This window comes from Saccharothrix coeruleofusca (genome assembly GCF_017876325.1).
Lineage (GTDB): Bacteria > Actinomycetota > Actinomycetes > Mycobacteriales > Pseudonocardiaceae > Actinosynnema > Actinosynnema coeruleofuscum.
Genome location: NZ_JAGINV010000001.1, coordinates 447,589 through 471,387, shown reverse-complemented (window position 1 = coordinate 471,387; position 23,799 = coordinate 447,589). Strand labels below are relative to the sequence as shown.

27 protein-coding genes are annotated in these 23,799 nt (G+C 73.1%); 9 read left to right on the top strand and 18 right to left on the bottom strand.

Translation table 11 applies throughout. From position 1 onward, the window contains the following. Window positions 1–66: 66 nt before the first annotated feature. Genes JOF41_RS02315 through JOF41_RS02305 form a run of 3 tightly spaced genes read right to left on the bottom strand, consistent with a single transcriptional unit; the run spans window position 67 to window position 2,219 of the window. The gene (locus JOF41_RS02315; RefSeq protein WP_209615760.1) at window positions 67–789 is read right to left on the bottom strand and encodes a TIGR03943 family putative permease subunit; all 723 of its coding nucleotides are present in this window, start codon (window positions 787–789) and stop codon (window positions 67–69) included. Beyond that, window positions 786–1,796 carry a permease gene (locus JOF41_RS02310; protein ID WP_189222049.1) on the bottom strand — a complete coding sequence of 337 codons (1,011 nt, stop codon included), beginning with the start codon at window positions 1,794–1,796 and terminating at the stop codon, window positions 786–788. Before JOF41_RS02310 ends, JOF41_RS02315 begins: the two co-directional genes overlap by 4 nt. A 42-nt stretch (window positions 1,797–1,838) precedes the next feature. Then, window positions 1,839–2,219 carry a winged helix-turn-helix transcriptional regulator gene (locus JOF41_RS02305; protein ID WP_189222050.1) on the bottom strand — a complete coding sequence of 127 codons (381 nt, stop codon included), beginning with the start codon at window positions 2,217–2,219 and terminating at the stop codon, window positions 1,839–1,841. An 88-nt stretch (window positions 2,220–2,307) separates the two neighbouring features. Between JOF41_RS02305 and JOF41_RS02300 the strand changes: the two genes are divergently transcribed. Next, window positions 2,308–2,913: an ester cyclase gene (locus JOF41_RS02300; protein ID WP_189222051.1), complete on the top strand. Its 606-nt coding sequence runs from the start codon at window positions 2,308–2,310 to the stop codon at window positions 2,911–2,913. A gap of 63 nt (window positions 2,914–2,976) precedes the next feature. On the opposite strand, the gene JOF41_RS02295 is transcribed toward JOF41_RS02300, so the two are convergent. Genes JOF41_RS02295 through JOF41_RS02255 form a run of 9 tightly spaced genes read right to left on the bottom strand, consistent with a single transcriptional unit; the run spans window position 2,977 to window position 9,513 of the window. After that, window positions 2,977–3,246, bottom strand: coding sequence for a hypothetical protein (locus JOF41_RS02295; protein ID WP_189222052.1), 270 nt, complete (start codon window positions 3,244–3,246; stop codon window positions 2,977–2,979). Beyond that, window positions 3,247–3,612 carry a hypothetical protein gene (locus tag JOF41_RS02290; RefSeq protein ID WP_189222569.1) on the bottom strand — a complete coding sequence of 122 codons (366 nt, stop codon included), beginning with the start codon at window positions 3,610–3,612 and terminating at the stop codon, window positions 3,247–3,249. Between the two features lie 59 nt (window positions 3,613–3,671). Further along, window positions 3,672–4,493, bottom strand: a complete 822-nt coding sequence (locus tag JOF41_RS02285; protein WP_189222053.1) for an isoprenyl transferase — start codon at window positions 4,491–4,493, stop codon at window positions 3,672–3,674. Between the two features lie 40 nt (window positions 4,494–4,533). Further along, window positions 4,534–5,286, bottom strand: coding sequence for a DNA repair protein RecO (gene recO / locus JOF41_RS02280; protein ID WP_189222054.1), 753 nt, complete (start codon window positions 5,284–5,286; stop codon window positions 4,534–4,536). Further along, window positions 5,287–6,183 carry a GTPase Era gene (gene era, locus JOF41_RS02275; protein WP_209615756.1) on the bottom strand — a complete coding sequence of 299 codons (897 nt, stop codon included), beginning with the start codon at window positions 6,181–6,183 and terminating at the stop codon, window positions 5,287–5,289. Between the two features lie 58 nt (window positions 6,184–6,241). Next, window positions 6,242–6,574, bottom strand: a complete 333-nt coding sequence (locus JOF41_RS02270; RefSeq protein WP_189222056.1) for a cytidine deaminase-like protein — start codon at window positions 6,572–6,574, stop codon at window positions 6,242–6,244. Beyond that, window positions 6,567–7,865: a hemolysin family protein gene (locus JOF41_RS02265; protein WP_189222057.1), complete on the bottom strand. Its 1,299-nt coding sequence runs from the start codon at window positions 7,863–7,865 to the stop codon at window positions 6,567–6,569. Before JOF41_RS02265 ends, JOF41_RS02270 begins: the two co-directional genes overlap by 8 nt. 10 nt (window positions 7,866–7,875) lie before the next feature. Continuing rightward, complete coding sequence (gene ybeY / locus JOF41_RS02260; protein ID WP_189222058.1) at window positions 7,876–8,430, bottom strand: rRNA maturation RNase YbeY; 555 nt, start codon at window positions 8,428–8,430, stop codon at window positions 7,876–7,878. Between the two features lie 15 nt (window positions 8,431–8,445). Next, window positions 8,446–9,513, bottom strand: a complete 1,068-nt coding sequence (locus JOF41_RS02255) for a PhoH family protein (protein WP_189222059.1) — start codon at window positions 9,511–9,513, stop codon at window positions 8,446–8,448. Between the two features lie 126 nt (window positions 9,514–9,639). Between JOF41_RS02255 and JOF41_RS02250 the strand changes: the two genes are divergently transcribed. Further along, the gene (locus JOF41_RS02250) at window positions 9,640–10,431 is read left to right on the top strand and encodes a GNAT family N-acetyltransferase (protein WP_307867185.1); all 792 of its coding nucleotides are present in this window, start codon (window positions 9,640–9,642) and stop codon (window positions 10,429–10,431) included. Between the two features lie 236 nt (window positions 10,432–10,667). On the opposite strand, the gene JOF41_RS02245 is transcribed toward JOF41_RS02250, so the two are convergent. Further along, the gene (locus JOF41_RS02245; RefSeq protein WP_229795277.1) at window positions 10,668–11,012 is read right to left on the bottom strand and encodes a histidine triad nucleotide-binding protein; all 345 of its coding nucleotides are present in this window, start codon (window positions 11,010–11,012) and stop codon (window positions 10,668–10,670) included. Between the two features lie 3 nt (window positions 11,013–11,015). Beyond that, window positions 11,016–11,705, bottom strand: coding sequence for an alpha/beta hydrolase family protein (locus tag JOF41_RS02240; RefSeq protein ID WP_209615752.1), 690 nt, complete (start codon window positions 11,703–11,705; stop codon window positions 11,016–11,018). 177 nt (window positions 11,706–11,882) lie between these two features. Here JOF41_RS02240 and JOF41_RS02235 point away from each other — a divergent pair, with 177 nt between their 5' ends. Beyond that, the gene (locus JOF41_RS02235; RefSeq protein ID WP_209615749.1) at window positions 11,883–13,139 is read left to right on the top strand and encodes an SGNH/GDSL hydrolase family protein; all 1,257 of its coding nucleotides are present in this window, start codon (window positions 11,883–11,885) and stop codon (window positions 13,137–13,139) included. Between the two features lie 201 nt (window positions 13,140–13,340). On the opposite strand, the gene JOF41_RS02230 is transcribed toward JOF41_RS02235, so the two are convergent. From JOF41_RS02230 to hemW, 4 genes are all read right to left on the bottom strand, one after another. Beyond that, window positions 13,341–14,075 (bottom strand): 16S rRNA (uracil(1498)-N(3))-methyltransferase, encoded by a 735-nt coding sequence (locus tag JOF41_RS02230; RefSeq protein WP_189222063.1) that lies wholly within the window; start codon window positions 14,073–14,075, stop codon window positions 13,341–13,343. Beyond that, window positions 14,072–15,223: a molecular chaperone DnaJ gene (gene dnaJ / locus JOF41_RS02225; protein ID WP_189222064.1), complete on the bottom strand. Its 1,152-nt coding sequence runs from the start codon at window positions 15,221–15,223 to the stop codon at window positions 14,072–14,074. Before dnaJ ends, JOF41_RS02230 begins: the two co-directional genes overlap by 4 nt. Before the next feature lie 84 nt (window positions 15,224–15,307). Then, window positions 15,308–16,330 (bottom strand): heat-inducible transcriptional repressor HrcA, encoded by a 1,023-nt coding sequence (gene hrcA / locus JOF41_RS02220; RefSeq protein WP_189222065.1) that lies wholly within the window; start codon window positions 16,328–16,330, stop codon window positions 15,308–15,310. Window positions 16,331–16,446: 116 nt separating this feature from the next. After that, window positions 16,447–17,661 carry a radical SAM family heme chaperone HemW gene (gene hemW, locus JOF41_RS02215; protein WP_209615738.1) on the bottom strand — a complete coding sequence of 405 codons (1,215 nt, stop codon included), beginning with the start codon at window positions 17,659–17,661 and terminating at the stop codon, window positions 16,447–16,449. 291 nt (window positions 17,662–17,952) lie between these two features. Between hemW and JOF41_RS02210 the strand changes: the two genes are divergently transcribed. Genes JOF41_RS02210 through JOF41_RS02185 form a run of 6 tightly spaced genes read left to right on the top strand, consistent with a single transcriptional unit; the run spans window position 17,953 to window position 23,786 of the window. Beyond that, window positions 17,953–19,635 (top strand): nitrite/sulfite reductase, encoded by a 1,683-nt coding sequence (locus JOF41_RS02210; protein WP_189222066.1) that lies wholly within the window; start codon window positions 17,953–17,955, stop codon window positions 19,633–19,635. Further along, entirely contained in the window at window positions 19,632–19,790 is a 159-nt protein-coding gene (locus JOF41_RS02205) for an Insertion element protein (RefSeq protein ID WP_189222067.1), read from the top strand. Before JOF41_RS02210 ends, JOF41_RS02205 begins: the two co-directional genes overlap by 4 nt. After that, complete coding sequence (locus tag JOF41_RS02200; protein WP_189222068.1) at window positions 19,787–20,488, top strand: phosphoadenylyl-sulfate reductase; 702 nt, start codon at window positions 19,787–19,789, stop codon at window positions 20,486–20,488. Before JOF41_RS02205 ends, JOF41_RS02200 begins: the two co-directional genes overlap by 4 nt. Further along, on the top strand, window positions 20,485–21,384 hold the full coding sequence (gene cysD / locus JOF41_RS02195) for a sulfate adenylyltransferase subunit CysD (protein ID WP_189222069.1): 900 nt from the start codon (window positions 20,485–20,487) through the stop codon (window positions 21,382–21,384). The genes JOF41_RS02200 and cysD overlap by 4 nt, the downstream gene beginning before the upstream one ends. Then, window positions 21,385–22,704, top strand: coding sequence for a sulfate adenylyltransferase subunit 1 (locus JOF41_RS02190; protein WP_209615736.1), 1,320 nt, complete (start codon window positions 21,385–21,387; stop codon window positions 22,702–22,704). An 11-nt stretch (window positions 22,705–22,715) separates the two neighbouring features. Continuing rightward, on the top strand, window positions 22,716–23,786 hold the full coding sequence (locus JOF41_RS02185; RefSeq protein ID WP_189222071.1) for an ABC transporter substrate-binding protein: 1,071 nt from the start codon (window positions 22,716–22,718) through the stop codon (window positions 23,784–23,786). Window positions 23,787–23,799: the final 13 nt, after the last annotated feature.

The following is a 23,799-nucleotide window of genomic DNA, read 5'->3' as shown; positions in this document are numbered from 1 at the left end:
ATCATGGAATTGCAATGTTGCAAATAGCAACGGTGCGATGCATGTCCAGCGAGGATCCCCGCGGCGCTAGCTCTCGTAGGTGTCCTCGGGTGGGGTGATCGGGGTGACGCCGGAGACGGTGAAGGTGGGCACGTAGGCGGTCTCCTTGGTGGCCGAGCCGGGGACGACCCTGCCGGTGGCCTCGATCCACTGGTCGTCGGGCAGCGGGCTGAAGTCCAGGCCGGTCATCAGGACCTTGACCGGGGAGGCGTCCGCGGCGCAGCAGGAGATGGCCAGCCGGGCCACGTAGACGTCGTCGCCCTTGCGGACCACGAAGCCGGTCAGCTTCACCGTCCGGTCGTCCAGCGAGCCGCTGTCGTCCCAGGCGGTGCGGGTGACGAACTCGGTGATGGTCAGCGGGATGACCTCGTCGTCGGGCAGCGGGGCGAAGCCGCTGGCGACCTTGGACTCCTGGGCGGCGTTGCGGTCGGAGCGGTTGACCGTGTCCGAGCCCAGCGCGGGCGGGCTGATCAGGAACACCGCCAGCACCGGCAGCAGCAGCATCCACGTGCTGCGCGCCGCGTGCTCGTGCTGGTCGTGCCCGTGCTGGTCGCCCTCGTGCCCGCGCCCGCCCGCGCGCAGGTCCCGGACGATCGCCACGGCCGCGAGCACCACCATGACCACGCCGGTGACGACCAGCCACGGCTGCAGCGACGCCTTGACGTAGCGCAGGTAGGTGCCGGTCAGCGCCAGCTTCAGCAGCGCGCCGCCGAGCAGGACCAGCAGGACGTTCTGGGTCTCGCGCCTCACAGGAACACCCACCCCGCCACCAGCGCGCTCGCGATCGCCACGGCGAAGGTGGCCGGGGCGAAGCGGGCCGCGAAGGACTTGCCGAACGCGCCCGACTGCAGCGCGATGAGCTTGACGTCGACCGCCGGGCCGACCACCAGGAACACCAGGCGCGGCAGCAGCGGCAGCGCCGACATCGACACCGCCACGAAGGCGTCGGCCTCGCTGCACAGCGCCAGCACCACGGCCAGCAGCGCCATCACCAGCACCCCCAGCACCACCTGGGAGCCCAGGGTCTGCATCCACTCCGGCGGCACCAGCACGCTGAACGCCGCCGCGAACAGCCCGCCCAGCACCAGGAAGCCGCCCGCCTCGACCAGGTCGTGGCGGGCGGTCTCGGCGAACACCGCCCAGCGCGAGGTGCCCTCCCGCTCGGGCAGCGCGCGCAGCGCCCGCTCGGCGATCCACCCGGCCTTGCCGAACCGGGTCCACAGCCAGCCCATGACCACGGCGGTGAGCAGCGAGCCGGTGAACCGCGCGGCGACCATCCACGGGGTGTCGCGGAAGGCCACGAACGTCGAGACCAGCACGATCGGGTTCACCGCGGGCGCGGCCAGCAGGAACGACAGCGCCACCGCGGGCGCCACGCCCTGCTGCATCAGCCTGCGCGCCACCGGCACCGAGGCGCACTCGCAGCCGGGCAGCGCCACGCCCGCCACGCCCGCGACCGGGACGGCCAGGGCGGTCCGGCTGGGCAGCAACCGGCGCAGCGCGCTCGCCGGGACGAACGCGGCGATGGCGCCGCTGATCAGCACGCCGAGCACGAGGAACGGCATCGCCTGCACGCAGATCGCCACGAACACCGTGGACGCGGTGCGCAGGACGGGCACGTCGAGCACGCCCACCAGCCAGTCCTGGAGCAGCAGGGCCAGCACCAGCAGCGCGCACAGCACCTCCAGGGAGGTGACGCGCCACCGCGCGGGCGGGCGGGGCGGGCGCGGAGCCCGGATCTCGCCAGTGATTGTCACTTCCGAGATGATGCCGGCCACCGCAACCCCCGCGCGCCGGGGTCAGGACTCGGCGGCGCGCTCGTCGTAGCGCCGCTGCGCGCCGAGCACCTCGGGCATCCGGCCCTCGACCAGGGCGATCAGCTCCTGGACCTTGGCCGCCGCGGCCTCGCCGAGCGGGGTGAGGCTGTAGCGCACGTGCAGCGGGAACACGCCCTGGGCGCGGCGGTCGACGAAGCCGTCCCGCTCCAGCGCCTGCAGCGACTGGGCCAACATCTTCTGGTTGACCCCGTCGATGCGGCGGCGCAGCTCGTTGAACCGCATCGGGCCGGTGCGCAGCGCGCTGAGCGCCAGCATCCCCCACCGCCCGGTCAGCACGTCCAGCGCCGGGCGGGACGGGCAGGTGCGCGAGAAGACGTCGTAGGCCACGTCCTCGGATTCCACCGGTTCATGGTAACCGTTGACGCTGCGGTTACTTACTGATACTAGTTTCTAGAAGTAACCGGAATGTGGATGTGCGAGGAGAACCCAGATGACTGACCGACGTGCGTTCCTGCGCGCGAGCGGCTCCGCGGCGCTCGGCGCGACCGTGCTCGGCGCGTTCCTCGGCGGCGGTTCCCCCGCCCAGGCGCTGGCCGCCCACCAGCCGCTGCCCGACCCGGCGACCACGCCGGTGCCCAACCCACCGCTGCCGCACGGCCTGACCCCGCAGGAGCACCGGAACCTGATCACCTTCGACGAGCTGGACTTCGACGTGTTCAGCCACGCCCGGTGGGACCGGCTGCGGGAGAGCCACGCGCGCGACATCCGCGTCCACTGGCCCGACGGCCACTACACCGACGGCATCGAACCGCACATCGCCGACCTGAAGGCGATGTTCGCCTGGGCTCCCGACACCCGCATCCAGGAGCACCCCCTGCGGGTCGCGCACAACGAGTTCACCGCGGTGGTCGGGGTCATGCGCGGCACCTTCACCCGCCCCATGCCCGACGGCGCGGGCGGCTCCATCCCGCCCAACGGCCGCCAGTACGCCATCAGCATGGCCACCATCGGCATCTGGAACCGCAAGGGCACGATGAGCGAGGAGTTCCTGTTCTGGGACAACCTCACGTTCAACCGGCAGCTCGGCCTGGCCTGAACGCCTCCGGGCGCACCACGGCCCCCGCGCGGCGAGGGCGCGCGGGGGCCGTGGTGGCGGGCACTACTCCGGGTCTTCCTCTTCCCGCAGCTCGTCGATGGTGGCCAGGACGTCGGCGACGTCCTCCACCGGCAGCAGCGGCTCGACGATCGCCGAGACACCCGTGCGCTGCGACACCACCGCCTCGGCCAGCCCCACCGCGTCCTCGCGCTCGTAGGGGCCGCACACGAACGACGCCCACTCCTCCCCCGACGACGCCTCGAAGGTCACCGCCCAGGGCAGCCCCTCGACCTCGGTCTCGTCGTCGGGCTCGTAGACCACCACGCCGCCCATTCAGGCGCCTCCTTCGACACTGGCCAGCAGTTCGCCCCGCAGTTGCGAGGCGGTCGAGACCACGAGCATCAGCAGCGTGCTCAGCGGCTCGGGCTTGAGTCCCTCCGCGGGGAAGGCGTACCGCAGCGTCACGTCCATGCCCCGCCCGGTGTGCACCACGCCCAGCGTGCCGAACAGGCCCTGCCCCGCGCGCTCGGCCGCGGACACCGCCAGGTTGCGGTCGTCGGGCAGGTCCCAGGCCACCACGCAGGTCAGGCTCAGCACGGTCAGCCCCTCGGCCAGCCGCATCGCCTGCACCGCGCACGGCACGTCGCCGTGCCGGAAGCTCAGCGCGCCGTCATCGTCCACGTGCACCTCGTGGAACATCTCCAGCGCCTCGCGGGCGGAGGTCAGCAGCGTCGCGGTGACCGCGGCGTCCTCATCGGTCACGGGGTCTCCTCCACGTCGGGCTTGTCGACGGCGCCGCCGAAGCGGCGGTCCCGCCGGGCGTAGGCCTCGCAGGCCCGCCACAGGTCCAGCCGGTCGAAGTCCGGCCACAGGATGTCCTGGAACACCAGCTCCGCGTAAGCCGACTGCCACAGCAGGAAGTTCGACGTGCGCTGCTCGCCCGACGGGCGGATGAACAGGTCCACGTCGGGCATCTCGGGCTGGTACAGGTACTTGGCGATGGTGCGCTCGTCGACCTTGTCCGGGTTGAGCCTGCCCTCGGCGGCCAGCCGGGCGATCTCCCGCGCCGCGTCGCCGACCTCGGCGCGCCCGCCGTAGTTGATGCACATCGCCAGGTTCAGCACGTCGTTGTCCTTCGTGCGCTCCTCGGCGACCTCCAGCTCGTTGATGACGCTGCGCCACAGCCGCGGCCTGCGACCCGCCCAGCGCACCCGCACGCCCAGCTCGTCCAGCTCCTCGGTGCGGTGGCGGATCACGTCGCGGCTGAACCCCATGAGGAAGCGCACCTCCTCCGGGCTGCGGCGCCAGTTCTCGGTGGAGAACGCGTACAGCGACACCCACTTCACACCCAGCTCGATGGCCCCCTTGGCCACCTCCACCACGACCGCCTCGCCGCGCTTGTGCCCCTCCACGCGGGACAGGCCCCGCTGGTTGGCCCAGCGGCCGTTGCCGTCCATCACGATCGCGATGTGCCGGGGGACCAGGTCCGCCGGGATGGCGGGGGGCTTGGCGCCCGAGGGGTGCGGGTCCGGGGGTCGGGGAACGCGCTGCTCGCGCTCAGCCCGCCGTCGGCGGAGCATGGGGCTGTCCTCTCGAAGAACTCTGGTGCGACGGGCGAGCCTAGCCCTCGCCCGCGGACGGCCTGCGCTCGACCAAGGGCAGCGACCGCAGCGACCGCTCCAGGTGCCACTGCAGGTGCGCGGCGACCAAGCCGCTGGCCTCCCGCCGCGCCCCGTGCGGCAGACCGTCCACCACGTCCCAGTCCCCGTGCAGCAGCGCGGTCAGCAACCGCAGCGTGTCCCCCGACGGGGCGGCCGAGCCCGGCGGGCGGCAGCGGGCGCACACCACACCGCCCGCCTGCACGTTGAACGCCCGGTGCGGACCCGGCTCACCGCACCGCGCGCACTCGTCGACCGCCGGGGCCCAGCCCGCGAACGCCATGGCGCGCATCAGGAAGGCGTCCAGCACCAGCGACGGGTCCCGCTGCCCCTCCACCAGCGCCCGCAGCGCCCCGGTGACCAGCAGGTACAGCCGCAGCACCGGCTCACCCTCCTCCGCGGTGAGCCGGTCGGCGGTCTCCAGCACCGCGCACGCCGCGGTGTAGCGCTGGTAGTCCCCCACCAGGCCGACGCCGAACGCGTCCACCGTCTGCACCTGCGTCACCACGTCCAACGAGCGACCGGGGTAGAACTGCACGTCCACGTGCCCGAACGGCTCCAGCCGCGCCCCGAACCGGGACGAGGTGCGACGCACGCCCTTGGCCACCGCGCGCACCTTGCCGTGCCGCTGGGTGAGCAGCGTGATGATCCGGTCGGCCTCCCCCAGCTTCTGCACCCGCAGGACCACCCCGGTGTCCCGGTACAGGTTCGCCATCTAGAACCCGAGCCTGCGCAGCTGCTTCGGATCGCGCTGCCAGTCCTTGGCGATCTTGATGTGCAGGTCCAGGTAGACGCGGCTGCCCAGCAGCTTCTCGATGTGGCGGCGCGCGGTGATCCCCACCTGCTTGAGCCGCTCACCCCGGTGCCCCAGGATGATCGCCTTCTGCGACGGCCGCTCCACGAACAGGTTGGCGTGCACGTCCACCAGGTCGTCGCGGCCCTCGCGGGGCAGCATCTCCTCCACCACCACGGCGATGGAGTGCGGCAGCTCGTCGCGCACCCCCTCCAGCGCCGCCTCGCGGATCAGCTCGGCCACCAGGGTCTGCTCCGGCTCGTCGGTCAGCTCCCCGTCCGGGTACAGCGGCGGCCCCTCCGGCAGCTTGCCCACCAGCAGGTCGGCCAGCACGTCGACCTGGAAGCCGTCCACCGCCGAGACCGGGATCAGCTCGGCGAACTCCATCACGCCCTGCAGCGCCAGCAGCTGCTCGGCCACCTGCTGCTGGCCCACCAGGTCGGTCTTGGTGACGATGCCGACCACCGGGGTGCGCTTGGCGATCTTGGCCAGCTCCGCGGCGATGAACCGGTCACCGGGGCCCACCTTCTGGTCGGCGGGCACGCAGAAGCCCACCACGTCGACCTCCGACCAGGTCTCCCGCACCAGGTCGTTGAGCCGCTGGCCGAGCAGCGTGCGCGGCCGGTGCAGACCGGGGGTGTCCACCAGCACCAGCTGGCCGTCCTCGCGGTGCACGATGCCCCGGATGGTGTGCCGGGTGGTCTGCGGCTTGCTGGAGGTGATCGCGACCTTGGTGCCCACCAGCGCGTTGGTCAGCGTCGACTTGCCCGCGTTGGGGCGACCGACGAAGCACGCGAACCCGGAGCGGTAACCATCCATCCCGCTATTGTCCCCGGTCCCCTCGACCGCCCCTCGCCAGGTCCGCGCCCGCGACCGGTCAGACGGTTTCCCGCAGCTCGCCCGACGCGTCGGCGCGCAGCACCGGGGCGTCCGCGCCCAGGTCGCGCACCGCCGCCAGCGACTCCGCGTCCACCTCGTCCGCCGCCGTCACCACCGCGGCGGCCTCCAGGCCCTCCGCCCCGCTGGACACCGCCGCCGCCACCGCCGCCTGCAGCGCGCTGAGCCGCAACGACGGCAGCGCCACCGTCGTCGCCGCGTAGGTCCGGCCGTCGGTGTCGCGCACCGCCGCCCCCTCCGCCGCCCCGGTGCGCGCCCGCGCCGACCTGGCCAGCGTCACGATCTTGGCGTCCTCCGGACCCAGCTCAGCCACCGCTGTCCTCCTCCTCGTCCTCACCGCCGAGCGGGCGCACCAGCACCGTGGTGATGCGCATCCGCCCCCGCTCGTCCTTGCCGCCCTCGGCCCGCATCCGCAGACCCGCGATCTCGGCCTCCGTGCCCGGCAGCGGCACCCGCCCCAGCCGCTGCGCCAGCAGACCGCCGACCGTCTCCACCTCGTGGTCGTCCAGCTCCGTGCCGAACAGCGCGTCCAGGTCGTCCACCGGCAACCGCGCGCTCACCCGCACCGCGCCGTCGTCCAGGTGCTCCACCGGCGGCCGGTCGTCGGTGTCGGACTCGTCGGTGATCTCCCCGACGATCTCCTCCAGGATGTCCTCGATGGTCACCAGCCCCGCCGTGCCGCCGTACTCGTCGACCACCACGGCCAGGTGGTTGCGCGACAGCTGCATCTCCCGCAGCAGGTCCGCCACCGGCTTGGAGTCCGGGATGAACGTCGCGGGCTTCATCACGTCCGCCACGACCTTGCCGTTGGGCTCCTCCGACAGCGTCAGCCGCACCAGGTCCTTGAGGTTGACCACGCCCAGGATGTCGTCCACGCTCTCACCGATCACCGGCACCCGCGTGTAGCCCGTGCGCAGCGACAGCGCCAGCGCCTGCCGCACCGACTTGGCCTGCTCGATCCACACGATCTCGGTGCGCGGCACCATCACCTCGCGCGCGATGGTGTCCCCCAGCTCGAACACCGAGTGGATCATCTCCCGCTCGCCCTCGTCGACCACGCCGCGCTCCTGCGCCATGTCGACCAGCTCGCGCAGCTCCACCTCCGAGGAGAACGGCCCCTCCCGGAAACCGCGCCCCGGCGTGATCGCGTTGCCCACCAGGATCAGCAGCTTGCTCAGCGGCCCCAGCACCCGGCCCAGCACCCGGATCGGCCCGGCCGCCAGCAGGCTCACCGCGTACGGGTGCTGCCGCCCGATCGTGCGCGGGCCCACGCCCACCAGCACGTACGACACCACCAGCATGCTCAGGCCCGCCACCAGCACGGCCACCCACCCGGTGGCGATCAGCCGCAGGCACACCACCGTCACCAGCACCGTCGCCGCCAGCTCGCAGCCCAACCGCAGCAACAGCAGCAGGTTGACGTGCCGCGGCCGGTCGGCCAGCACCAGCATCAGCTGACGGGTGCCCGCCCGGCCCTGCCGCTGCAACCCCTCCACCCGCGCCCGCGACACCGTGCCCAGCGCCGCGTCCGCCCCCGCGAACGCACCCGCGGCCAGGATTAGCACCGCGGCCAGCACCAGCAGGCCGGTCGAACCAGCTACCACCTCGGCCGCCTCAGGCCGGGGGCTCGGAGCGGTCCGAGTCCTCCAAGCCGACCGCGCCCAGCAGCTTCGAGTCGGCCTCCCGCTGCGCCGACTTGCGCTCGGCCTCGGCCGCCGCCGCCCGGAAGTCGCCCAGGATGCGGTTCTGCAGCGTGAACATCTCCCGCTCCTCCGCGGGCTCGGCGTGGTCGTAGCCCAGCAGGTGCAGCACGCCGTGCACGGTCAACAGGTGCAACTCGTCCAGCAGGCTGTGCCCGGCCTTGCGCGCCTGGTCCTTGGCGAACTCCGGGCACAGCACGATGTCGCCCAGCAGCGCCGGACCCAGGCCCGCCGCGTCCGGGCGGCGGGCCGAGTCCAGCTCGTCCATCGGGAAGGCCATCACGTCCGTGGGGCCGGGCAGGTCCATCCAGCGCTGGTGCAGGTCGGCCATCACGTCCAGCTCCACCAGCAGCACGGACAGCTCGGCCAACGGGCTCACGCCCATCCGGTCCAGCGCGAACCGGGCGGCGGAGACGATGGACGGCTCGTCGACGCTGACACCCGACTCGTTCGCGATCTCGATGCTCACGGCGCCTATCGTCGCCTATCGTCCCCGGCGCTGACCGCGCGACCTGGCACCCGGCCCGGCGTGCTGCCCGTGCCGGTCGCCGACCTCGCGCTCGTCCTGCTCGACCTGCCACTTCTCGTAGGCGTCGACGATGTCGGCCACCAGCCGGTGGCGCACCACGTCGTTGCTGGTCAGCACCGAGAAGTGGACGTCGTCCACGCCCTCCAGGATGTCCTTGACCACCTTCAGGCCGCTGCGCTGGCCGCCGGGCAGGTCCACCTGGGTGATGTCGCCGGTCACCACGATCTTGGAGCCAAACCCCAATCGGGTGAGGAACATCTTCATCTGTTCGGGCGTCGTGTTCTGCGCCTCGTCCAGGATGATGAACGCGTCATTCAGCGTCCTTCCCCTCATATAAGCCAGTGGGGCTACCTCGATGGTGCCCGCCTGGGTGAGCCGGGGGATGGACTCCGGGTCGACCATGTCGTGCAGCGCGTCGTAGAGCGGGCGCAGGTACGGGTCGATCTTCTCGTAGAGCGTGCCGGGCAGGTAGCCCAGCCGCTCGCCCGCCTCGACCGCGGGGCGGGTGAGGATGATCCGGTTGACCTGCTTGGCCTGCAGCGCCTGCACGGCCTTGGCCATGGCCAGGTAGGTCTTGCCGGTGCCCGCGGGGCCGATGCCGAACACCACGGTGTTCTTGTCGATGGCGTCGACGTAGTGCTTCTGGTTCAGCGTCTTGGGCCGGATGGTGCGGCCGCGGCGGGAGATGATGTCGAGGCTGAGCACCTCGGCGGGGGACTCGCCGGTGCCCGCCGACAGCATGGCCACCGTGCGGCGGACCGTGTCCGGTCCGATCTGCTGGCCTCGGCTGGCCAGGGTGATCAGCTCGGTGAACACCCGTTCGGCGAACGCCACGTCGGCGGGCTGGCCGGAGAGGGTGATCTCGTTGCCGCGCACGTGCACGTCGGCGTCGAGCAGTTCCTCGGCGAGCCGGAGGTTCTCGTCGCGAGAGCCGAGCAGGGCGAGCACCGCGCCGTCGGGCACGGCGAACTTGGACTGGGCGTCAGCCGCGGTGTGCGGCTTGTTGTCAGCGGTGTCGGCCACGTGGCCTCGGGCCTGCTTCCTGCGCGTTCGCGCCACTCGGGTACTGGCCCTTCGATGCTAGCCGCAGCAACCGACAGTCCGCATCGAAGTATGGAACCCGCTGGACGTGGGCGGTGTACTCGGGGTGTGGAGACCTTGCGCGAGTTGACCGTGGACGACGTGCCCGCCTGCCTGGCGCTGGCGGCTGACCGGGGCTGGTCGCGGGAGGAGGGCAAGTGGCGGTTGCTGCTGCGGGTGGGCACCGGGTTCGGCCTGTTCGACGGGGATGAGCTGGTGGGGACGACGATCGTCACGCCGTTCGGCGCCGAGCACGCGGCGGTCAGCATGGTGCTGGTGGCGTCGCGGTCGGGTGGTCGGGGGCTGGGGCGGCGGTTGGTGGAGCACGCCCTGGAGGTGACCTCGGCGCCGGTGGTGTCGCTGCACGCGACGGAGTTCGGCAGGCCGCTGTACGAGCGGTTGGGGTTCCGGTCGGTGGGTCGGGTGACCGCGCACTTCGGGGTGTTCGCGGGGGTTCGGCCGGGGGTGTCGCGGCCCGCCGGGGAGGCGGACCGGGCGCGGGTGGTGGCGCAGGACGCGGCCGCGTTCGGCGCGGACCGGTCGGCGCTGTGGTCGGCGCTGTGGGAGTTCGCGTCGCAGGTCCGGGTGGTGCCGGAGGGGCACGCGGTGTCGTGGCGCGAGGGGGAGGTGGAGACGGTGGGGGTGGTGGCGCCGTCGGTGGGGGTGGCTCGGGACCTGGTGGCGGACATGTCCCCCGATGTGACCGTGCGGGTGGACGTCGCGGAGCCGAAGCTGGGTGGGTGGCTGGCCGAGCACGGTGTGGTGCCCCGGCACACCGTCGACCTGATGGTGCGCGGGGCCGCCGAGCTGCCCGGCGACCGGGGCCGGCTGTTCTCCCCGGTCATGCAGGCCTTGGGCTAGCGCGTGCGCAGGCCCCAGCGCCCTCCTCCCGCAGCACTCCCGGACGCCTGCAAGTACTACCCGAGGGTCGCCGCGGGGCCGGTAACCACTACCCGGGATGCGCGTACGCGCGGTTCGCGGTGCTCGAACGCTCGGTTCGTGGTGTCCCAACGCTTGGTTCGCGGTGTTCGGCTCGGTGTTCGGCTCGGTGTTCGGCGCGGTGTTCGGCGCGGTGTTCGGCGCGGTGTTCGGCTCGGTCAGGCCAGGGCGCCGAGGGGGCGTCCGCCGAGCACGTGCAGGTGGGCGTGGAAGACGGTCTGGCCCGCGTCGGGGCCGGTGTTGAACAGCAGTCGGTAGCCGCTGTCGTCGATGCCCTCGGCCTTGGCGACCTCGCCCGCGGTGAGGAAGAGGTCGTCGAGCACGCCGGGGGCGGCCTTGGCGAGGGCGACCGCGTCGGTGTCGTGGCGCTTGGCGATGACCACGACGTGCGTGGGCGCCTGCGGGGAGATGTCGCGGAAGGCCAGGGTGGTGTCGGTCTCGTGGACCACGGTGGCGGGGATCTCGCGGGCGGCGATGCGGCAGAACAGGCAGTCCATGGGCAGAGGCTACTGAAGGGGCCGCTGGAGGTGGGTCCGGCTCAGGTCGAGGGCGGCTTCGCGGCAGGCCGCCCAGGCTTCGGTGCCGGGTGTGATCAGCTCCATGTGGCCCGCGCCGGGGATGCGCACCAGTCGGGCGCCGCGGGCGCGGGCGAAGGTCTCGCTCTGCTCGAAGGGCACGTCCTCGTCGGCGTCGCCGTGCACCAGGACCAGTGGTTTGCCGATGGGCGGGAGGGCGGCCGGGGAGGCGTCGGCGTAGCGGTCGGGGACCTGGTCGGGGGTGCCGCCGAGCAGTTCGGCGGCGCGGCGGGTGATCTGCGGGTGCAGCAGGAGGTCCAGCACGCCCGCCTGGGCGACGGCGCCGGTGACGCGGGGGTGGCGGGCGGCGGCCCAGACGGCGAGGTGGCCGCCCGCGGAGTGGCCCAGGGTGACCACCGGGCCGAGGGAGTCGTCGAGGGCGTCGATGGCGGCCAGCACGTCGTGGCCGGTCCGCGGCCAGCCGCCGCCTCCGCCGACGCGGCGGTACTCGATGTTCCAGGCGGTGCGGCCGTGGGCGGCCAGGTCGGCGGCGAGCGGTCGGCCCAGTTCCAGGCCGTAGCGCTGGTGCCAGAAGCCGCCGTGGATCACCACGACGACGGGGCCGCTGCCGGACAGCTCCCCGAACTGGCTGGGGTCGGGGCCGTAGGGGATGCGCCGCACGCGGTCGAGGATGCCAACGCGCCGCCTCCCGTGTTCCGCCGGGCGTGCTTAATCGGTTGATCAGAACAGCTCAGCGTCTGCGGTGGATCGCTCCGCCGATGGCAGCTTGACCGTTTAAGGGCAGCGCGCCAGCGTCGAGGGGTCGCCGCCGACGACGGGCACGAGGAGGAGGCCGCTATGAGGCGCGGAGGACGGCGCGGAGGACGGCGCGCGGGACCGGTGGTGGTGATCGGGGTGCTGGTCGCCCTGGTCGGCGGGGTGCTCCCGGCGGGGGCGGAGCGGGGCTGGGTGGCCGGTTGGGCGGCCAGCCCGGTGGTCGGCAGCGAGATCCCCTGGTCGAGCTGCCCGGCGGGCGGTGGCCTGCGGGACGCCACCGTGCGCAACGTGGTCTTCGTGAGCACCGGCGGCAGGGCGGTGCGGGTCCGGCTGACCAACGCCTTCGGCACGCGCCCGCTGCGGGTGGGTGGCGCGTCGGTGGCCGTGCGGGGCTCCGGCGCCACCGCCGAGGAGGGCACGGTGCGGGTGCTGACCTTCCGGGGCTCGCGGTCGGTGACCGTGCCGCCGGGCCGGGAGCTGTTCAGCGACCCGGTGGCGCTGGGCGTCAGGTCGCTGTCCACGCTGCTGGTCAGCGTGCACGTGCCGGGGCCGACCGGGCCGATCACCAACCACCCGTTCACCGCGCAGGGCAACTACCTGGCCGACGGCGACCTCAGCGGGGCGGTGTCCGGGGACTTCCGGGACACGCCGTGCTGGATGTTCGTCAGCGGTGTGGACGTCGTGCCGTCGCGGCGGGTCGCGGGGGCGGTGGTGGCCTTCGGCGACTCCATCACCGACACCGCGAACACCACCGGCGACGCCAACCGCCGCTGGCCGGACTTCCTGGCCCGCAGGCTCGACGCCGTGCGCGGGCGCACGCTGTCGGTGGTCAACGCGGGGCTGGGCGGCAACCGGCTGCTGGCCGACCGGGAGGGCGAGCCGTACTACGGGGTGGCCGCGCTCAAGCGGGTGGAGCGCGACGTGCTGGCGCAGAGCGGGGTGGCGGCGGTGATCACGCTGCTGGGTGTCAACGACATCGGGTACGGGGCGACCGCCGCGGAGCTGGTCGCCGGGCACCGCGAGCTCATCGCCGCCGTGCGGGCGGCGGGGGTGGCGGTGCACGGCGGCACGATCCTGCCGTTCCGGGGTTCGGTCGCGTGGACCGCCGAGCGCGAGGCGGTGCGGCGCGAGTTCAACGACTGGGTGCGCACGTCGGGCGAGTTCGACGGGGTGGTGGACTTCGCCGCCGCCACGGCCGCGCCGGGCGACCCGACCGCGCTGGACCCCGCCTACGACAGCGGGGACCACCTGCACCCCAACGACGCGGGCACCGCGGCGATGGCGCAGGCGGTGGACCTGGGGGCGCTGCTGGCGCGTGGATCGGTGGCGGCGGGCTGAGCGGAGTCCGTGGAGGAGGAGGGCCGCGTCGCGGTGGGACCTGGGGGTCGCCCCACCGCGACGCGGCGGCGCCGGACCGAGGGGGGAGGTGTCCGGCGGCCTCGGGGAGGGAGCGCCGGAGGGGCTTGCGTGCCCTCGCGATCCCTCGCGGCAAAAGCGTAACCCCTACTCCTGGCGTTCGCCAGAAGGGAGCAAGGTCGACTACGCCCAGCGATCGGTCAGCACACCCAGCGCGCCCAGCGCGACGGCTCCGGCGGTGGAGGCCCGCAGCACGGTGGGGCCGAGGCGGACGGCGCGCGCGCCCGCCTCGACCAACTCCGCGAGCTCCTGGTCGGTGATGCCGCCCTCGGGGCCGACCACGATCAGCACATCACCCGACGGGGGCAACCCGATCGAGCCGATGCCCACCTTGGCGGACTCGTGCAGCACCAGTGCGGCGGCCGAGGAGGCCGCCAGCCGCGCCAGGTCGCGGGTGGTGACCGGCTCGCCCACCGACGGCACGCGCGCCCGCCGGGCCTGCTTGGCCGCCTCGCGGGCGGTGGCGCGCCAGCGGGCCAGCGCCTTGGCGCCGCGCGGGCCCTCCTCCCACTTGGCCACGCAGCGGGCGGCCCGCCACGGCAGCACCGCGTCCACGCCCGCCTCGGTGGCCAGTTCCACTGCCAGCTCGCCGCGGTCGCCCTTGACCAGCGCCTGCGCCAGCACCACGCGCACGGCGGGCTCGGGCGCGGTCCACCGTTGGAGCACGCGCAGCCGCAGCGAGTCCTTCAGCGCCTCGTCCACCACGCAGCGCACCTGCTCGCCGGACCCGTCGGAGAGCACCAGCTCCTCCCCCGCGCGCAGCCTGCGCACGGTGGCGGCGTGGCGCCCCTCGGGGCCGTCCAGCACGGCGTGCGGACCGGCGGGCAGGGCGTCGACCAGGAAGACCGGCAGCGTCACCGGTGCCCGCGCCCGGAGCGCAGCCGCGAGAACAGCCCGCCGCTGCCCTTGCCGTTGTGCGCCAGCGTCGGCTGGTCCTCGCCGCGCGCCGCGGCCAGCTCGCGCAGCAGCTCGGTCTGCCGGGCGTCCAACCTGGTCGGCACCACGACCTCCAGGTGCACGTGCAGGTCGCCGTGGCCGTCGATGCGCCCGTTGGAGCGCAGCCGGGGCATCCCCCGGCCGGGCAGCACCAGCTCGGTGGCGGGCTGGGTGCCGGGCTCGATCTCCAGCTCCTCCTCGCCGTCGAGGGTGCGCAGCGGCAGCACCGCGCCCAGCGCGGCGGTGGTCATCGGGATGCGCACCGAGCAGTGCAGGTCGGCGCCGTCGCGCTCGAAGATCTCGTGCGGCACCTCCTCGACCTCGACGTAGAGGTCGCCCGCCGGGCCGCCGCCGGGGCCGACCTCGCCCTGGCCCGCCAGCCGCACCCGCATGCCCTCGGCCACGCCCGCCGGGATCTGCACCGAGATGGTGCGCCGGGAGCGGACCCGGCCCTCGCCCGCGCACTGCCCGCACGGGTCGGGGATGACCTCGCCGAAGCCGCGGCACACCGGGCACGGGCGGGCGGTGACCACCTGGCCGAGGAAGGACCGCTGCACCGACTGCACCTCGCCGCGGCCGCCGCAGGTGTCGCAGCGCACCGGGGAGGTGCCCTTGGCGGTGCCGCTGCCCACGCAGACGTCGCACAGGATGGCGGTGTCCACGGTCAGCTCGCGGTTGGCGCCCGCCGCGCACTCCTCCAGCGTCATCGACAGCCGGATCAGCGCGTCGGAGCCGGGCTGCACGCGGCTGCGCGGGCCGCGCCCGCCGCCGCCGGAGCCCGCGCCGAAGAAGGCGTCCATGATGTCGCCGAGACCGAAGCCCGCGAACGGGTCGCGCGCGCCCGCGCCACCGCCGCCGGGCTCCAGCGGGTCGCCGCCCAGGTCGACGACCTGCCGCTTCTTCGGGTCCGACAGGACCTCGTAGGCGGCGGTCACCTCCTTGAAGCGGGCTTCCTCGTTGGGGTTGACGTCCGGGTGCAGCTGCCGCGCGAGCTTGCGGTAGGCGCGCTTGATCTCCTCGGGAGTCGCGTTCCTGGAGACCCCGAGCGTGCCGTAGTAGTCCCTCGCCACCGTGTGTCCTCCTGCGGGCGCGCGCGCCGGGCACGCGCTCGCTCGCTTGCGAAACGTCCTGCGGGTGCGGGCTGTTCCCGCCGGTCAGCGTGCGGTCAGGATCTCCCCCACGTAGTTGGCGACCGCACGCACCGCCGCCATGGTCCCCGGGTAGTCCATCCGGGTCGGCCCGACCACGCCCATGCCGCCCAGGAGCTTGTCCTGGCTGCCGTAGCCGATGGACACGACCGAGGTGCTGCGCATCTCGGCCGCCTCGTTCTCCTCGCCGATGTGGACCGTGATCGTGCCGGGGTCGCGCGCCGCTGCCAGCAGCCGGAGCACCACCACCTGCTCCTCCAGCGCCTCCAGCACCTGGCGCAGCGAACCGGGGAAGTCTGCCACGTTGCGGGTGAGGTTCGCGGTGCCACCCAGCACCAGGCGCTCCTCGGGGTGCTCGACCAGCGATTCGATCAGCACCGTGCTCACCCTCGTCACCACGTCGCGCAGCTCGCCGGGCACCTGCTCGGGCAGCTTGGCGACCTCGGCGGAGGCGTCGTAGAGGGGCTTGCCGACCATCGCGGAGTTGAGCATCGTGCGCACCCGCGCCACGTTGTCCTCGGTGATCACGTCGCCGAGGTCGACCGAGCGCTGGTCGACCCGGCCGGTGTCGGTGATCAGCACCAGCATCAGCCGGGCGGGGGTGATGGCCAGCACCTCCAGGTGCCGGACGGTGGAGCGGCTGAGCACCGGGTACTGCACCACCGCGACCTGGCGGGTCAGCTGGGCCAGCAGCCGCACGCTGCGGCGCAGCACGTCGTCGAGGTCGTAGGCGCCTTCCAGGAAGTTGCGGATGGCCTTGCGCTCGGCCTGGGACAGCGGCTTGACCTCGCTGAGCCGGTCCACGAACAGCCGGTAGCCCTTGTCGGTGGGGACGCGGCCCGCGCTGGTGTGCGGCTGGGTGATGTACCCGTCCTCCTCCAGGGCGGCCATGTCGTTGCGCACCGTGGCGCTGGACACGCCCAGGTTGTGCCGCTCGACCAGGGCTTTGCTGCCGACCGGCTCGTGGTTCGAGACGTAGTCGGCGACGATCGCGCGCAAGACCTCGAACCTGCGCTCGTCCGCGTTCACCTCGTCACCTCCACCTTCCCCGCTTCACCACAAGTTTACGGAGCGGTACGCGCTCAAGGGCAGTGGTGGATCCTCCAAGCTCCGCAGCGGTGGTGAGACCGCTCATGTGAGACGGCTCATGTGAGACGGCGCACCACGGCGTCGGCCAGCAGCCTGCCCCGGTCGGTGAGCACGCAGCGGCCCGCCGCCAGCGCGTCCGGGTCGAGCAGGCCGTCGGCGGCGGCCTGCCGCGCCTGGTCCCGCCCGTCGTCGTCGAGGACCTCCACCGGCAGGCCGGTGGCCAGGCGCAGCTCCAGCAGCACGCGCTCGATCCGCCGGTCCTGCGCCGAGAGCACCTCGCGGCCCGCGGCGGGCGAGCCGCCGGAGGCCAGCACCGCGGCGTACTTGGCCGGGTGCTTGACGTTCCACCAGCGCACGCCGCCGACGTGGCTGTGCGCGCCGGGGCCCGCGCCCCACCAGTCCGCGCCCTGCCAGTACAGCAGGTTGTGCGCGCACCGGGCCTCGGCGGAGGCCGCCCAGTTGGACACCTCGTACCAGCTCAGGCCCTGCTCGGTCATGGCCGTGTCGATCAGCTCGTACTTGTCGGCGAGCACGTCGTCGTCGGGCATGGGCAGCTCGCCGCGGCGCACGCGGCGGGCCAGCGCGGTGCCCTCCTCCACGATCAGCGCGTAGGCCGAGACGTGGTCCACGCCCGCCGAGCGCACCGCGTCCAGCGACGCCCGCAGGTCGTCCGCGGACTCGCCGGGGGTGCCGTAGATCAGGTCGAGGTTGACGTGGTCGAAGCCGGCCGCGCGGGCCTCGCGGGCGGCGGCCACCGGGCGGCCGGGGGTGTGCGCGCGGTCGAGCACGGCCAGCACGTGGCGGGCCGCGGACTGCATCCCCAGCGACACCCTGGTGTAGCCGGCCTGGCGGATCTCGGCGAAGAACTCCGGCGAGGTGGACTCGGGGTTGGACTCGGTGGTGACCTCCGCGCCGGGCGCCAGGCCGAATGAGGAGCGCACCGCGTCGAGCACGTCGGCCAACCCGGCGGAGCCGAGCAGTGACGGGGTGCCACCGCCGACGAACACCGTCCGCGCGGCGGGCGGGGTGCCCAGCACCCGCGCGGCCAGGTCCAGCTCGCGCCGCAGACCTTCCAGCCAGGACTGCGGCGAGGCGGAAGTGCCCAGCTCACCGGCGGTGTAGGTGTTGAAGTCGCAGTAGCCGCAGCGGGTCGCGCAGAACGGCACGTGCACGTAGACGCCGAACGGGCGCGCGCCCAGACCGGTCAGCGCGGCCGGGGGCAGCGAGCCGTCGGGGGGCGCGGGATCACCCGCGGGCAGAGCGGAGGGCATGGCCGCCATTGTCCCATCTACCAGGCGCGGCGAGTCCGTCCCACCATTCGGATGGCGGTGGACCACGCAGTGGGCGCGTGGCACGCTGACTGGCATGACGTCGAACGGAGTGCGCCTGGTGGTCCGCCGCCACGTGGACTTCCGGCGCGTCTCCAGCGCGATGTGCCGCCGCTCGGCATAACCCGCGCCACCTTCTGTTCCCGTCGGCGCCGGGTGCGCTGACGAGACCCCACCACGGTTCCACCGGGACTCGCACGCGCGCCGGCGCCCCGAAATCCCGGAGGACGACACATGGTCCCCCCGACGACGACGCCCCAGCGCGCCAGGCAGCGCCGAGGCGAGGGGCAGTGGGCGCTGGGCTACCGCGAGCCGCTCAACCCCAACGAGCGGAGCAAGAAGGACGACAACCCGCTCAACGTCCGGGCGCGGATCGAGAACATCTACGCCCGCGGCGGCTTCGACTCCATCGACCCGGCCGACCTGCGCGGCCGTTTCCGCTGGTACGGCCTCTACACCCAGCGCAAGCCCGGTATCGACGGCGGCCGCACGGCCACGTTGGAGCCGGAGGAGCTCGACGACGAGTACTTCATGCTGCGGGTGCGCATCGACGGCGGCGGGCTGACCACCGCCCAGCTGGCGCTGATCGGCGAGCTGTCCCAGACCTACGCGCGCGACACCGCCGACATCACCGACCGGCAGAACATCCAGTACCACTGGATCCGCATCGAGGACGTGCCGACGATCTGGCAGCGGCTGGAGGCGGCGGGGCTGACCACGATGGAGGCGTGCGGCGACAGCCCGCGCGTCATCCTCGGCTCGCCGGTGGCGGGCATCGCCGAGGACGAGGTGCTCGACGGCACCCCGGCCATCGACGAGATCCTGCGCCGCTACATCGGCGACCCCCGCTTCGCCAACCTGCCGCGCAAGTTCAAGACCGCGATCTCCGGGCTGCCCGACGTGGCGCACGAGGTGCACGACGTGGCCTTCGTCGGCGTGGTGCACCCCGAGCACGGCCCCGGCTTCGACCTGTGGGTCGGCGGCGGCCTGTCCACCAACCCGATGATCGGCAAGCGGCTGGGCGCGTGGGTGCCGCTGGACGAGGTGCCCGACGTGTGGGAGGGCGTGATCAGCGTCTTCCGCGACTACGGCTACCGCCGCCTGCGCAACCGGGCGCGGCTGAAGTTCCTGGTGGCCGACTGGGGCGCGGAGAAGTTCCGCGAGGTGCTGGAGACCGAGTACCTCAAGCGCCCGCTGGTCGACGGCCCCGCGCCGGAGGTGCCCGACGTGCCGCGCGACCACATCGGCGTGCACCGCCAGAAGGACGGCCTGCACTACGTGGGCGCGGCGCCCGTCGCGGGCCGGGTGTCGGGTTCGACGCTGGTCGAGGTGGCCAAGGCCGCCGAGCGGGCGGGGTCGGGGCGGGTCCGGCTGACCCCGCAGCAGAAGCTGGTCGTGCTCGACGTGCCCGAGGCCGAGGTTCCCGCCTTGCAGGCGGACCTGGCCGAGCTGGGTCTGCAGACCGAGCCCTCGCCGTGGCGGCGCGGGGTGATGGCCTGCACCGGCATCGAGTTCTGCAAGCTGGCCATCGTCGAGACCAAGGCCCGCGCGGTGGAGCTGGTCGCCGCGCTGGAGGCCAGGCTGGCCGACGTGGTGGCCGGGGTCACCGCGCCGATCTCGGTGCACATCAACGGCTGCCCCAACTCCTGCGCCCGCATCCAGACCGCGGACATCGGGCTCAAGGGGCAGATCGTCACCGACGCCGAGGGCAGGCAGGTCGAGGGGTTCCAGGTGCACCTGGGCGGCGGGCTGGGCCTGGACGCCGGGTTCGGCCGCAAGCTGCGCGGCCACAAGGTCACCGCGGCCGAGCTGCCCGACTACGTGGAGCGCGTGGTGCGCAACTTCCTGGCCCAGCGCGAACCGGACGAGCGCTTCGCGCGGTGGGTGGCCCGAGCGGAAGAGGGTGCGTTGCGGTGAGCGAGCGGGCGACCCCGTTCTACTGCCCGTACTGCGGCGACGAGGACCTGCGTCCTCAGGAGGAGCCCGGCCACGCCTGGCTGTGCGCCTCCTGCCGCCGGGTGTTCAGCGTCAAGTTCGTGGGTCTCAACCTTCCCCAGGAGGTGCAGCGATGACCGCCCCGACGAGGGCCGACGAGCTCAGGGTGATCGCGGAGGCCGCGTCGGCCGAACTGGCCGAGGCCACCGCGCTGGAAGCGCTGGAGTGGACCGCGCGCACGTTCGGCGAGAGCTGGATCGTCGCGTCGAACATGCAGGACGCCGTGCTGATCGACCTGGCCACCAAGGTCAAGCCGGACGTGGACGTGCTGTTCCTGGAGACCGGCTACCACTTCGCCGAGACCATCGGCACCCGTGACGCGGTGGACCTGGTCTACCCCGAGGTGCGCATCGTCAACGCCGCGGCCGAGCGGTCGGTGGCCGAGCAGGAGGCCGAGTTCGGGCTGCTGCACCGGACCGACCCCAACCGCTGCTGCCAGCTGCGCAAGGTGATCCCGCTGCGGCGCACGCTGTCCGACTACGACGCCTGGGTCACCGGCGTGCGGCGCACGGACGCGCCGACGCGGGCAGGCACCCCGATCGTGCAGTGGGACGAGCGCAACGGGCTGGTGAAGGTCAACCCGATCGCGGCGTGGACCGACGACGAGTTCAACGCCTACATCGCCGAGCACGGAATCCTGGAGAACCCCCTGGTGCAGGCGGGTTATCCCTCGATCGGCTGCGCGCCGTGCACCGCCAAGCCGCTGCCGGGCGCCGACCCGCGCAGCGGCCGGTGGGCAGGCCTGGCCAAGACCGAATGCGGGTTGCACGGATGACCACCGCACTGGACACCCTGGACCGCCTGGAATCCGAGGCGATCCACATCTTCCGCGAGGTGGCGGGCGAGTTCGACCGGCCGGTGATCCTGTTCTCCGGCGGCAAGGACTCCACGCTGCTGGTGCACCTGGCGATCAAGGCGTTCTGGCCCGCGCCGGTGCCCTTCCCGCTGCTGCACGTGGACACCGGGCACAACTTCGACGAGGTCATCGAGTTCCGCGACCGGGTGGTGGCCCGGCACGGGCTGCGCCTGGAGGTGGCCCGCGTGCAGGACTACCTCGACGACGGCAGGCTCACCGAGCGGCCCGACGGCACGCGCAACCCGCTGCAGACCGTGCCGCTGCTGGACGCGATCACCGAGCACCGGTTCGACGCGGTCTTCGGCGGCGGCCGCCGCGACGAGGAGCGGGCGCGGGCCAAGGAGCGGATCTTCAGCCTGCGCAACGCCTTCGGCCAGTGGGAGCCGCGCAGGCAGCGCCCGGAGCTGTGGAACCTCTACAACGGCAGGCACCGCGCGGGCGAGCACGTGCGGGTGTTCCCGCTGTCGAACTGGACCGAGCTGGACGTGTGGCGCTACATCGCCCGCGAGCGCATCGAGCTGCCCTCGATCTACTACGCCCACCGGCGCGAGGTCTACCTGCGCGACGGCATGTGGCTGGCCGAGGGCCCGTGGGGCGGGCCGCGCGAGGGCGAGGCGCTGGTGGAGAAGACGGTGCGCTACCGCACCGTGGGCGACGGCTCGTGCACCGGCGCGGTGGAGTCCGACGCCGCGGACATCGAGGCCGTCATCGCCGAGGTCTCGGCGTCGCGGCTGACCGAGCGCGGCGCCACGCGCGCCGACGACCGGCTGTCCGAGGCCGCCATGGAGGACCGCAAGCGGGAGGGCTACTTCTAGATGAGCGACCTGTTGAGGCTGGCCACCGCGGGCAGCGTGGACGACGGCAAGTCCACGCTGGTCGGGCGGTTGCTCTACGACACCAAGTCGGTGCTGGCCGACACCCTGGACGCGGTGCACCGGGCCAGCGCCGACCGCGGCCTGACCACCCCGGACCTGTCGCTGCTGGTGGACGGGCTGCGCTCGGAGCGCGAGCAGGGCATCACCATCGACGTGGCCTACCGCTACTTCGCCACGCCGCGCCGCTCCTTCGTGCTCGCCGATACGCCGGGCCACGTGCAGTACACCCGCAACACGGTCACCGGTGCGTCCACCGCGCAGCTGGGCGTGCTGCTGGTCGACGCGCGCAAGGGCGTGGTCGAGCAGACCCGCAGGCACGCCGCGGTGCTGGCGCTGCTGGGCGTGCCGCGGCTGGTGCTGGCGGTGAACAAGATCGACCTGGTCGACTACGACCAGGTCACCTTCTCCCGCATCGCCAAGGAGTTCACCGCGCACGCCACCGCGCTGGGCTTCCCCGAGGACGCCGTGCTGGAGATCCCGGTCTCCGCGCTGGCGGGCGACAACGTGGTGGAGCGCTCGGCCAACACCCCCTGGTACTCCGGCCCGACGCTGCTGGAGCACCTGGAGACCGTGCCGGTCGAGCCGGACCCGCACGACGCGCCGTTCCGCTTCCCGGTGCAGTACGTGATCCGTCCGCGCACGCCCGAGCACCCGGACTACCGGGGCTACGCGGGCCAGGTCGCCTCCGGCACCGTGCGGGTGGGCGACGAGATCGCCGTGCTGCCCGGCGGGCTGCGCAGCACCGTGGAGCGGATCGACACCGCCGACGGCCCGCTGGCCGAGGCCGTCGCGGGCCAGTCGGTGACCCTGCTGCTGGCGCACGAGCTGGACATCTCCCGCGGCGACCTGATCGCCACCTCGGCCAACCCGCCGCGGGTGACCGACGAGTTCGACGCCACCGTGTGCTGGCTGTCGGACAAGCCGCTGCGGCCGGGCGCGCGGGTGCTGGTCAAGCACGGCACGCGCACCGTCCAGGCCATCGTCACCCAGCTGCGCACCCGCTTCGACGAGCAGCGGCTGGCCAGCACCGAGAACCCGGAGTCGTTGCGGCTCAACGAGATCGGCCAGGTCGCGGTGCGCACCGCCGAACCGGTCCCGGTGGACGACTACACCCGCGACCGGCGCACCGGCGCGTTCCTGGTCATCGACGCCGCCGACGGCGGCACGCTCGCGGCGGGCCTGGTCGGCGCGCCGCTGCCCGAGCTGGACGGGGCGGCCGACGACACCGACAGCCACGCCCTGGTCTCCCCCGGCCCCTGAAAGAGGTCACCTTGATCACCAGACGTCGCCTCCTCGCCGCCTCCCTGGTCGCGCTGGCCGCACTGTCCGGGTGCTCCCGCATCGATCGCGGGGAGGACGCCGCGGGCGCGCGGGACCAGGGCGCCGCCGCCGAGCTGCGGCTGGGGTACTTCCCCAACGTCACCCACGCCTCCGCGCTGATCGGCGTGGACAAGGGCTTCTTCGCCGAGGAGCTGGGCGGGACCAAGCTGACCACGCAGACGTTCAACGCGGGCCCCGACGCGGTCAACGCGCTGCTGGGCGGGTCGCTGGACGCGACGTTCATCGGCTCCGGCCCGGCGATCAACGCCTACGCCAAGTCCGGCGGCGAGGCCGTGCGGCTGGTGGCGGGCGCCACCTCCGGCGGCGCGCAGCTGGTGGTCAAGCCGGAGATCACCGCGCCCGCCGACCTCAAGGGCAAGGTCGTCACCACCCCGCAGCTGGGCAACACCCAGGACGTGGCGCTGAAGAAGTGGCTGGCCGACCAGCAGCTCACCGCGGGCGAGGGCGCGGACGCGGTGACCGTCACCAACATCGAGAACTCGCAGAGCCTGGACCTGTTCCGCAGGGGCGACGTGCACGGCGCGTGGGCGCCCGAGCCGTGGTCCTCCCGGCTGGTGGTCGACGCGGGGGCCAAGGTGCTGGTGGACGAGAAGTCGCTGTGGGAGGGCGGCAGGTTCCCGACCACCGTGCTGCTGGTGCGCACCGAGTTCCTGCGGCAGCACCCGCAGACCGTGGAAGCCCTGCTGCGCGGGCACGTCGCCGCGATCGACTACGCGGGGACCAACGCCGAGGAGGCCAAGCGGGTGGTCAACACCGCGCTGGAGAAGCTGACCGGCAAGGCGCTGGGCGCGGCGGTGCTCGACCGCGCCTTCGGCAACATCGAGCTGACCGCGGACCCGCAGGCCGCCAGCTTCCCCCGGCTGGCGCAGGACGCGGTGACCGCGGGCGTGTCCGGCAAGGCCGCCGACGTGGCCGGGCTCGCGGACTTCACGCTGCTCAACAAGGTGCTGGCGGCGGCGGGCAAGCCCGCCGTGGACACCGCCGGACTGGACAAGAAGTAACTCGGGTCCAAGT